This is a genomic window from Streptomyces mobaraensis NBRC 13819 = DSM 40847, from assembly GCF_017916255.1.
Lineage (GTDB): Bacteria > Actinomycetota > Actinomycetes > Streptomycetales > Streptomycetaceae > Streptomyces > Streptomyces mobaraensis.
Map to the genome: position 1 here is coordinate 7,419,268 of NZ_CP072827.1, position 11,465 is coordinate 7,430,732.

Genomic DNA, 11,465 nt, shown 5'->3' on the forward strand with positions numbered 1-11,465 from the left:
CGGAAAGCGACTGGGAAGACACCTCCGCGTCACACTGAACCGCGCTGCGCGCCGCGTTCCATGAGACGTTCCATGAGACACAGCCGAGTCCGTGGCTCACGGGGTTCCTGCTTGCGCTCGTCTTGTCCTTCACGAAGGGGCCCTCGCGCGAGACGCACACGCCCGTGCCACGGCAACGCCGCCATGGTCAGGTGAGGGTGCGCGCGAGCCGGCGGACCCTGGCCCGCGAACGCCGGTGCGGGCGCCCGGCGGCCGGGAGTCCGGCAGGCACGTGCTGTCGCGAGCCGCAACGGTAAGGGCCGGCCGCCACAGGGGTGTGGCGCCCGGCCCTCGCCGCTCCCGGCTGCCCCGATCGAGCAGCCCGGACGCGTGTCAGCTCACGTCCAACTCGCCGTCCAGGATGTCGAACAACTCGTCGGCGGTGGCCGACTCCAGTTCCGCCCGGTCGTCCTCCGGCGTCTGCTCGCCGGCCGGGTGGAGGGCCGCGCCCCAGCGGGCCGCCAGCGAGCGCAGCCGTGCCGCGATCCGGGCGTGCTCGTCCGGGTCCGGCGCGGCACCGGCCATGGCCGCTTCCAGGGCGGCGAGTTCGGCCTCCAGCGACGGGCCCGCCGGGACCGTCGCGCCGACCAGCTCGGCGCGCAGGTGGCGGGCGGCGGCCAGCGGCGTCGGGTGGTCGTAGATCAGCGTGGACGGCAGCCGGACCCCGCTGGCACCGCCCAGCCGGTTGCGCAGCTCCAGGGCCGTCAGGGAGTCGAAGCCCGACTCGACGAAACCGCGCAGCGGATCGACGTCCTGGGCGCGGGCGTAGCCGAGCACCTCGGCGGTGTGGCTGCGCACCAGGTGCAGCAGGGTGCGTTCCTGCTCCTCCTCCGACAGGGCCGCCAGCCGTTCGGCGAGGGCCGTGCCCGGAGCCTCCGCCCCGGCGCCCGCGGCGGCGGGCCGTCGGGCCGGTGCGCGGACCAGCGAACGCAGCATCGCCGGCACCTCGTCGGTGCCGCCCCCGGACCGGACGCGGGCGGTGTCCAGCGCCATCGGCAGCACGGCCGCGGGACCGGCCGACAGCGCGGCGTCGAACAGGGCCAGGCCCTCGTCGGGCGACAGCGCCCGCACGCCCGAGCGCGCCATGCGCCGCAGGTCGGCCTCGGAGAGCCGGTCGCCCATGCCCGAACCCGCCTCCCACAGGCCCCAGGCCAGCGACAGCCCGGGAAGCCCCTGGGCCCGGCGGTGCAGGGCGAGCGCGTCCAGGAAGGCGTTCGCCGCCGCGTAGTTGCCCTGACCCGCCGCACCCAGCGTGCCCGCGGCCGACGAGAACAGCACGAACGCCGACAGCCCGGCGTCCGCCGTCAACCGGTGCAGGGTGAGCGCCGCGTCCACCTTCGGACGCAGCACGCTCTCGAACCGCTCGGGCGTCAGGGAGGCCAGTGTCGCGTCGTCCAGCACACCGGCGGCGTGGACGACGCCGGACAGCGGACGGTCCGCCGGAATCCGGGCGAGGACGGCCGCCAGCTCGTCCGGGTCCGCCGCGTCACAGGCCACGACATCGGCGGTCGCACCCGACTCGGCGAGTTCGGCGATCAGTTCGCCGACTCCCTCGGCCGCCGGACCCCGGCGGCTGAGCAGCAGCAGGTGGCGCACCCCGTGGGACGCCGCCAGATGCCGGGCGAGCACACGGCCCAGCCCGCCCGTGCCGCCGGTCACCAACACCGTGCCGGTGCCGTCGCCGAACGGAGCGCTCGACGCGTCCGCCTCCGTACCCCTCGCGGACACCCGGACGAGCCGGGGGAGGAGGACCGTCCCGCCGCGCACGGCGGCCTCGGGCTCACCGCTCGCCAGGACGGCCGGCAGGACGTCCTCCGACTCCGGGGCGCCGTCCACGTCCACCAGCCCCACCCGGCCCGGGTGCTCCTCGCGTACCGCGCGCACCAGACCCCAGACGGCCGAGCCCGCCAGGTCCGGCACGTCCCCGGCCGCCTCGCCGGGCCGGCCGGCCGCGACGGCACGCCGGGTGACCAGCGTGACCCGGGACCCGGCGAACCGCTCGTCCGCCAGCCAGCGCCGCAGCAGTGCCACGACCCGCCCGGCGCCGGCCCGCACGGCGGCGGACAGCCCGTCGGGAGCCTCTGGCGACGAGGTGGGATCCGCGTCGCAGCGGACGACCACATGGGCCGGGAGGACGTCCGGCAGCAGCGCCTCGGCGTCGGCCACCCACGCGTCCGCATCAGGCGTGCCGCCGCCGGGACGGACGGTCAGCACGTCCGCCGGGCCGCTACCGGGCCCGGGCCGGTCGGCGGGCGTCCAGGTGACGGTGAACAGCGGGCGCTGCCCGGCCGCCCGCAACCGCTCGCCGCTGAGCGCCCGCAGGACGAGGGACCGGATGGTGACCACCGGCGCCCCCCGCTCGTCGGTCGCGACGACGGACAGTGCGTGCTCCGCCGTCCGCCTGATCCGCACGCGCAGGCGCGTCGCACCCGTCGCGTGCAGCGACACCCCTTGCCACGCGAAGGGCAGCAGCGTGCCGGAACCGTCCTCGGACGTTTCCCCGGCACGGCCCGCGTCGATGGCGTGCAGGGCGGCATCGAGGAGCGCGGGGTGGATACCGAACGCGCCGGCGTCGCCGTGGGCTTCCTCGGGGAGCGCGACCTCGGCGCAGACGTCGTCCCCGAGCCGCCAGGCGGCCTGGAGCCCCTGGAAGACGGGACCGTAGTGGTAGCCCTGGGAAGCGAGTTCCGCGTAAGCGTCGTCCACCGGGATCGGCCGGGACCCGGCGGGCGGCCAGGTCTCCGTCTCCGCCGCCTCGGGGGCCTCGCCCGCGGGGAGCCGCCCGACGAGCGTGCCCTGGGCGTGCTGCGTCCACGACTCGTCCGTCAGGGCATCGGCGGAGTGAGGGCGCGAGTGGACGGTGACGGGCCGGGCCCCGGAACCGTCGGGCGCGCCCACCACCACCTGGAGGTCCAGCGACTGCTCCGGGAGCAGCACCAGCGGCTCCTGGAGCGTCAGTTCCTCGACGTGCGGTGTGCCGGCGTGCTCGCCGGCGCGCAGGGCCAGTTCGGTGAGCGCGGTGCCGGGTACGAGCACGGTGTCACCGATGGCGTGGTCCGCCAGCCACGGGTGCGTCCGCAGGGAGACGCGGCCGGTGAGGATGGTCTCGTCGGAACCCGCACGCTGCACGACGGCACCCAGCAGCGGGTGACCCGCCGCGGCCTGCCCCACGGCCGTCACGTCGCCCGCCTCGGGCGCGGGGTCGATCCAGTAGCGGCGGCGTTGGAAGGGGTAGGTGGGGAGGTCGACTTGGCTGGTGGGGGTCGCGGGGTGGAGGGTTTGCCAGTCGATGGGGTGGCCGTGGGTCCACAGGTGGGCGAGGGCGGTGAGGGCCTCGCGGTCCTCGGGGCGGTTGCGGCGTTGGAGGGGCACGCAGGTGGCCGTGGTGTGGTCGGCCGCCATCGCTGTGAGGACGGCGTCGGGGCCGATTTCCAGGAAGGTGGTGATGCCGTCGGTGGTGAGGGTGGTGATGGCGTCGGCGAAGCGGACGGGGCGTCGGACGTGCTCCACCCAGTACTCGACGCTCGTCAACTCCTCGGCTGTTGCTGCTAGTCCGGTGACGGTGGAGACGATGGGGATGCGGGGCTCGGTGAAGGACAGGCCCGCGACGACCGTGCGGAAGTCCTCCAGCATCGGCTCCATCAGGGGTGAGTGGAAGGCGTGCGACACCTTCAGCAGCGAGGTCTTGCGGCCCTGCTCGCGCAGCTTCTCCACGATCGCGGTGACCGTGGCCTCGGCGCCCGATACGACAACCGCGCGGGGGCCGTTGACGGCGGCGATGGCCGCGTCCTGGGCGTCACCCAGCAGGGTGAGGGCTTCGGTCTCGGTGGCCTGGAGAGCAGCCATCACACCGCCCTCGGGGAGGGCTTGCATCAGCCGGCCGCGTGCGGCCACCAGCGCGCACGCGTCCGCCAACGACAGCACCCCGGCGACATGCGCTGCCGCGATCTCTCCGATGGAGTGCCCGGCCAGCATCTCCGGCCGCACACCCCAGGACTCCACCAGGCGGAACAACGCCGTCTCAACAGCGAACAGGGCAGGCTGGGCGTACTCGGTGCGGTTCAGCAGTTCGCCGTCCTGACCGAAGAGGACGTCCTTCAACGGCTGGTCGAGATGGGCGCACACCTCGTCGAGTGCCTTGGCGAACACCGGGAACGTCTCGTACAGTTCCCGGCCCATCCCGAGCCGTTGTGCGCCCTGCCCGGTGAACAGGAAGGCGGTTCTGCCGGTGGTGCGGGCCGTGCCCTGGGTGAGGCCGGGGGCGGACGTGCCGTCGGTGAGGGCGGTCAGGGCGGTGACGAGTTCGGTGCGGGTGCGGCCGGTGACGACGGCGCGGTGGTCGAAGTGGGCCCGGGTGGTGGCCAGGGCGAGGCCGATCGGCGCAAGGCCGTCGTCGTCCGGGAGTACGTCCAGCAGCCGACGGGCCTGGGCGCGCAGGGCCTGCGCGCTGGTGGCGGAGAGCGGCCAGAGCACCGGTCGCGTGGACGACGGCTCCGGGGCGGGGGCGGCCGGCTCCCGCGGGGCTTCCTCCAGGATCACGTGGGCGTTCGTCCCGCTGATCCCGAAGGACGAGACTCCCGCCCGCCGGGGAGCGGTCTCGTCATCCCATGGCGTCGCCTCGGTGAGCAGCCGTACGTGTCCGGCCGTCCAGTCGACGTGCGGTGTCGGTTCGTCGACGTGCAGGGTCTTGGGGAGGACGCCGTTGCGCATCGCCATGACCATCTTGATGACACCGGCGACGCCCGCCGCCGCCTGCGTGTGGCCCAGGTTGGACTTCACCGACCCGAGCCACAGCGGCCGTTCCGCCGCGCGGTCCTTGCCGTAGGTCGCCAGGAGCGCCTGCGCCTCGATCGGGTCGCCCAGCTTCGTCCCCGTGCCGTGGGCCTCGACGGCCTGGACGTCGATGGGGGTGAGGCCGGCGTTGTCGAGAGCCTGGCGGATGACCCGTTGCTGGGAGGGGCCGTTGGGGGCGGTCAGTCCGTTGCTGGCGCCGTCCTGGTTGACCGCCGAGCCTCGCACGACCGCCAGAACGCGGTGACCGTTGCGGCGCGCGTCGGACAGCCGTTCCACGAGCAGCATGCCCACGCCCTCGGAGAGGCTGGTGCCGTTCGCCGCTCCGGCGAACGCCTTCGTCCGCCCGTCCGGGGCAAGATTGCGCTGCCTGCTGAAGTCGACGAACGTCTCGGGGGTGAACATCACCGACACACCGCCCGCGAGAGCCAGCGAGCATTCGCCGTTGCGGAGGGCCTGGATGGCGAGGTGGAGTGCGACGAGTGAGGAGGAGCAGGCGGTGTCGATGCTGACGGCGGGGCCTTCGAGGCCGAGGGTGTAGGAGATGCGGCCTGAGGCGACGCTGCCGAGGCTGCCGTTGCCGAGGTAGGTGTCGACGCCTTCGGGGAGGGGGGTGTGGGTGAGGCGTGAGGCGTAGTCGTGGTACATGATGCCGGTGAAGACGCCGGTGGTGGTGCCGCGGAGGGTGTGGGGGTTGATTCCGGCGCGTTCGAGGGCTTCCCAGGAGGCTTCCAGCAGCAGGCGTTGCTGGGGGTCGGTGCCGAGGGCCTCGCGGGGGGAGATGCCGAAGAACTCGGCGTCGAACTCCGCCGCGTCGTAGAGGAAACCGCCCGTGTCGGCGTGGCTGGTGTTCGGCCGCAGACCGCTTGTGTCGCAGAGGGTCTCCAGGTCCCAGCCTCGGTCCTCGGGGAACGGGGTGATCCCGTCCCGGCCCTCCGCCAGCAGCCGCCAGAGCTCCTCGGGCGTGGTGACGCCGCCGGGGAAGCGGCAGCTCATGCCGACGATGGCGATCGGCTCGTCCGCCGCCCGCGCTCCGGTGGCCGGTGACGCGCCCTGCGGTTCCGCTTCCCCGCCGGTCAGTTCGGACCCGAGGTACGCCGCCAGTGCGGCCGGCGTGGGGTGGTCGAAGACCAGCGTGACGGGCAGGCGGACGCCCGCCGCCGCGCCGAGCCGGTTGCGCAGGGCCACGGACGTGAGGGAGTCGAAGCCCAGGTCCTTGAAGGCACGGTCCGGTTCGACGGCGTCACCGCTCTCGTGCCCCAGGATCCCGGCGACCTGAGTACGCACCAGGTCCAGGAGGAGGCGCTCGCGCTCGGGGGCCGCCATCCGGAGCACCTGGTGGGCCAGCGTGCCGCCGTCACCGGTGGCGGCGGACGCGGTGGCGCGCCGCGCCGCCGGCCGCACCAGGCGGCTGAGCAGCGGCGGAAGGCCGCCGGGGCGCTCGCGCAGCGCGGCCGGGTCCAGCCGGACCGGCAGCAGGACGGGCGTCCCGTCGGCCACGGCCGTGTCGAACAGCGCCAGCCCTTCCGCCGCCGACAGCCCCCGCACGCCGGACCGTGCCATCTGGTCGACGTCCGCCGAGGACAGGTGGGAGGTCATCCCGGTGTCCTGGGTCCAGAGTCCCCAGGCGAGGGATTGTGCGGGGAGGTGGTGGGTGTGGCGGTGGTGGGCGAGGGCGTCGAGGAAGGCGTTGGCGGCGGCGTAGTTGGCTTGTCCTGCGCCGTCGAGGGTGGCGGCTGCGCTGGAGTAGAGGATGAAGTGGGTGAGGGGGAGGTTGAGGTGTTGGGTGGTGTGGTGGAGGTGCCAGGCGGCGTCGGCTTTGGGGGTGAGGGTGGTGTGGAGGTGGTGGGGGGTTTGGTTGGTGAGGGTGGCGTCGTTGAGGACGCCTGCGGTGTGGATGATCGCCTTGAGGTGGGGGATACCGGTGAGGAGGTCGGTGACCTGGGTGGGGTCGCTGACGTCGCAGGCGGTGAGGGTGATGTTGCCGCCGAGTTCGGTGAGGCGGTTCACCAGCTCGGTGGCCCCAGGGTGATTCGGGCCTTGGCGGCTGGCGAGGGTGATGTTGGTGATGTGGTGGTGGGTGATGAGGTGTTCGGCGAGGAGGGTGGCGAGGCCGCCCGTGCCGCCGGTGATCAGAGCGCTGTCCTGCGGGCCCCAGTCCTCGAATCCGGTCAACGCCGGTTCGTCCGAAGCGGGTCGGGGCGTGGTGCGGACGAGGCGGGGGACGTGCATCTCGCCCTCGCGCAAGGCCAGTTCCGGCTCTCCGCTCGTCAGGGCGGCCACCGCGAGGCGCCGCGCCGACTCCGGTGTGCCGTCCGTGTCGACCAGGACGAAGCAGTCGGGCGTCTCGGCCTGCGCGGCGCGCACCAGACCCCACACCGCCGCGCCGATCGGATCGACCGATGATCCCGCCGATGACGCCTGACCCGCAGGCCCGGCGGCGCCCCGGGTGACCACCGCCAGTCGGGAGGAGTCCGGGCGGCCCTCCGCCGACCAGCGCTGCAGCGCCTCCAGTACCGTCCCCAGGACCTCGCGCAGCCGCCGCGGCACGGCTTCGACGTCGTCGGCGTCCATGACGCCCCCGCCGGGAGGGCACGGGAGGAGCAGCAGGTCCGGCTCCGGCCCGTCCACCGGTCCGCCGGACGGCAGCAGATCGGCGTACGCGTCGGACCCGGCGCCCTCGTCCAGCAGCGCCCACGGCACCGGCCCGGCCGCCTCCGCACCGGCCGCGGTCTGCCACTCGACCCGGAACAGCGCGTCCCGGTGCGGTGCCGCCGCGGCCGACAGCGCGCCCGCCGCGACAGGGCGCAGCAGCAGCGCGTCCACCGACGCGACCGGTGCCCCCGCCATGTCGGCGAGCCGCAGCGCCACCGCGTCGTCCCCGGCGGGCGAGACCCGCACCCGCAGCGCCTGCGCGCCGACGGCCCGCAGGCTCACGCCCGTCCAGCTGAACGGCAGACGGACGCCGCCGTCCGCCCCGTCGGACGCGGCGGTGTCGAACGGGCCGAGCCCGGCGGCGTGCAGGGCCGCGTCCAGCAGCGCCGGATGCAGGCCGAACCGTGCCGCGTCGGCGCGGGCGTCCTCGGGCAGGGCGACCTCGGCGAACACCTCGTCACCGCGCCGCCAGGCGGCGCGCAGCCCCTGGAAGGCCGGGCCGTAGCCGTACCCCTGGCCGGCGAGCCTCTCGTACAGGTCCGACACGTCCAGCGCGGTGGCACCGGCCGGCGGCCACACGTCCGGCGCGTCCGACGCCCAGGCGGCCTCGGGCGCCGGGGCGGGCTCGGCGACGAGGAAGCCCTCCGCGTGGGCCGTCCACTCCGGGTCGGCGCCGTCCGCCGCGGCTCCCGTCAGCGGACGCGCGTGCACGCTCACCGGCCGCCGGCCGTCCGCGCCGGGCACACCGACCCGGACCTGCACCTGGACGCCGCCCTTCGCGGGCAGCAACAGCGGCTCCGTCAGGGTGAGTTCGTCGATCCGGCCGCAGCCGACCTGGTCGCCCGCGCGCACGGCGAGCTCCACCAGCGCCGTACCCGGCAGCAGCACCGCGCCGCCGGCCGCGTGGTCCGCCAGCCAGGGGTGGGTGTCGAGGCCGATGCGGCCGGTCAGCAGCGCCCCGTCCGCGCCGGCCAGGGCCACCACGGCGCCCAGCAGCGGATGGTCGGCGGAGTCCAGCCCGGCCGACACGACGTCCGCGCCGGACGCGTCGGGGCGCGGCCAGTAGAACCGGCGCTGGAACGGGTAGGTGGGCAGCTCCACCCACGACGGCGCGTACGGGGCGAGCGGCACCGACCAGTCCACCGCCACGCCCTGCGCCCAGACCTCGCCCAGGGAGAGCAGGAAGCGGCGCGCGCCGCCGTCCTGACGGCGCAGCGAGCCCACCGCCGCCACCGTCCGGCCCGCCGCGTCCGCGGTCTCCTGGACGCCCATGGACAGCACGGGGTGCGGGCTGGACTCGACGAAGACACCGTGGCCGTCGGCCAGCAGGGCCCGGGTGGTCTCCTCGAAGCGCACGGTCTGCCGCAGGTTGCGGTACCAGTACGCCGCGTCGAGGCCGCTGGTGTCGATCCGCGACGCGGTCACGGTCGAGTAGAACGGGATCCGGGACGCCCGCGGCCTGATGTCCGCCAGCGCCTCCAGCAACTCGGCCTCGATGGACTCCACATGGGCGGAGTGCGAGGCGTAGTCGACCGGGATCCGGCGCGCCCAGACGTCCTCGGCCCGCAGTTCGGTGAGGAGTTCGTCCAGCGCGTCCGAGTCGCCGGACACCGCCACCGAGCCCGGCCCGTTGACCGCGGCGACGGACAGCCGGCCGTCCCAGCGCAGCAGCCGCTCCGCGACCCGGTCGGCGGGCGACGACACCGACATCATGCCGCCGGGGCCCGCCAGCCGACGGGCGATGGCCTGGCTGCGCAGCGTCACCACGCGGGCCGCGTCCTCCAGGGACAGCGCGCCCGCCACACAGGCGGCGGCGATCTCGCCCTGGGAATGGCCGACCACCGCGGCGGGCTTCACCCCGTGCGCCCGCCACAGTTCGGCGAGGGAGACGAGCACGGCGAACAGCGCCGGCTGGACGACGTCCACCCGCTCCAGGTCCGGCGTGCCCGGTTCGCCGCGCAGGACGGCGAGCAGGTCCCAGTCGACGAACCGGCCGACGGCCGCCGCGCACTGCCGGATCCGCTCGGCGAACGCGGGGGAGGAGTCGAGGAGTTCACGGGCCATGCCGGCCCACTGGGAACCCTGCCCGGGGAAGACGAAGACGACCTTCGACCGGCCGCCGGCGACGGTACCGCGCACCAGGTCGTCCGGCGCCTCCCCGGCCGCCGCCGCCCGCAGTCCGGCCAGCAGCTCCTCCGTGCCGTCGGCGACCAGCACGGCCCGGTGCTCCAGCGCGGCGCGGGTCGTCAGCAGCGAGTGCGCGACGTCCGCCGGGCGGAGGGCGGGGTCGGCCGCGAGGCGGTCGGCCAGCCGGCCCGCCTGGGCGCGCAGCGCCGCGTCGCCGCGGGCCGAGAGGAGGAAGGGGAGCGGCGCGGCGGCTTCCCGGGCGCCGGTTTGCTCAGCGTCGGTTTCCTTGACGCCGGCTTTCCCGTCCTCGACTGCCCCGGTACCCGCCTGCCCGGTACCGGCCGCTTCGGCCGCGGCCGGATCCGCCGGCGGGGCCTCCTCCAGGATCACATGGGCGTTGGTGCCGCTGAGGCCGAAGGACGACACGGCCGCGCGGCGGGGGCCGCCGCCCTCCCACGGCACCGGCTCGGTGAGCAGCGCCACCGTCCCGTCCTCCCAGTCCACCTTGGACGACGGGGCGTCCACGTGCAGCGTCCTGGGCAGCACACCGTGCCGCATCGCCATCACGGCCTTGATCACCCCGGCCACCCCCGCGGCGGCCTGGGTGTGCCCGATGTTCGACTTCACCGAACCCAGCCACAGCGGCCGTCCCTCCGGCCGCTCCTTCCCGTACGTGGCCATCAGCGCCTGGGCCTCGATCGGGTCACCGAGGACGGTGCCCGTGCCATGGGCCTCCACGACGTCCACGTCCGCCGGGCCGAGCCGCGCGTCGGCCAGCGCCTGGCGGATGACGCGCTGCTGGGAGGGGCCGTTGGGGGCGGTGAGGCCGTTGCTGGCGCCGTCCTGGTTCAGCGCGGAACCCCGCACCACGGCCAGGATCCGGCGGCCGTTGCGGCGCGCGTCCGACAGCCGCTCCAGGACGAGCATCCCGGCGCCCTCGCCCCAGCCCGTACCCGCGGCGGCGTCGGCGAAGGCGCGGCAGCGGCCGTCCAGGGCCAGCCCGCGCTGCCGGCTGAACTCGACGAACGTCCGCGGGGTGGACATCACGGTGACGCCGCCGGCCAGAGCGAGTGTGCACTCGCCCTTGCGGAGCGCCTGCACCGCCAGGTGCAGCGCCACGAGGGAGGAGGAGCAGGCGGTGTCGATGGAGACGGCGGGGCCTTCGAGGCCGAGGGTGTAGGAGATCCGGCCGGACACGATGCTGCCGTCCGTGCCGGTGACCATGAAGCCCTCGGCGCCGTCGGGGACCGTGCCCACCCGCACCGGGTAGTCGGTGGCCATCACCCCTGCGTACACACCCGTCCGGCTGCCGGCGAGGCTCTGCGGGTCGATGCCGGAGCGCTCGAACGCCTCCCAGGCGACCTCCAGGAGCAGGCGCTGCTGCGGATCGGTCGCCGTCGCCTCGTGCGGGCTCATCCCGAAGAACGCCGCGTCGAACTCCGGCGCGCGGTGCAGGAATCCGCCCTGCCCGGTGTAGCTGGTGTGCGGACGCTGCCCCTCCGGGTCGTACACCGCGTCCAGGTCCCAGTTGCGGTCGCCGGGGAACGCGGTGATCGCGTCGGTGCCCGCGTCGACGAGCCGCCACAGGTCCTCCGGGGACTCCACGTCCCCGGGGAAACGGCAGCTCATGCCCACGATCGCCACGGGCTCCACGGCGGCGGCGCTCGCCGCCGCGGCCTCGTCGTATCGCCGGCGCAGCCGCTCGTTCTCCAGCAGCGACGCGCGCAGGGCCTCGGCGATCTTCTGGACAGGTGTATCCACGGTCGTCACTCGCATTCCTCGGTCACTCATGTCACTGGGCTCGCTCCGCCCGGCCGGGTGCCGGTCCGCGCCGCGCGGGACCGGCACCCGGC

The 11,465-nt window shown here is 74.9% G+C and carries 1 protein-coding gene; it reads right to left on the reverse strand.

The features are described 5' to 3' along the window. Positions 1–372: 372 nt before the first annotated feature. The gene (locus tag J7W19_RS32085; protein ID WP_459214087.1) at positions 373–11,460 is read right to left on the reverse strand and encodes a type I polyketide synthase; all 11,088 of its coding nucleotides are present in this window, start codon (positions 11,458–11,460) and stop codon (positions 373–375) included. Positions 11,461–11,465 lie beyond the last annotated feature (5 nt).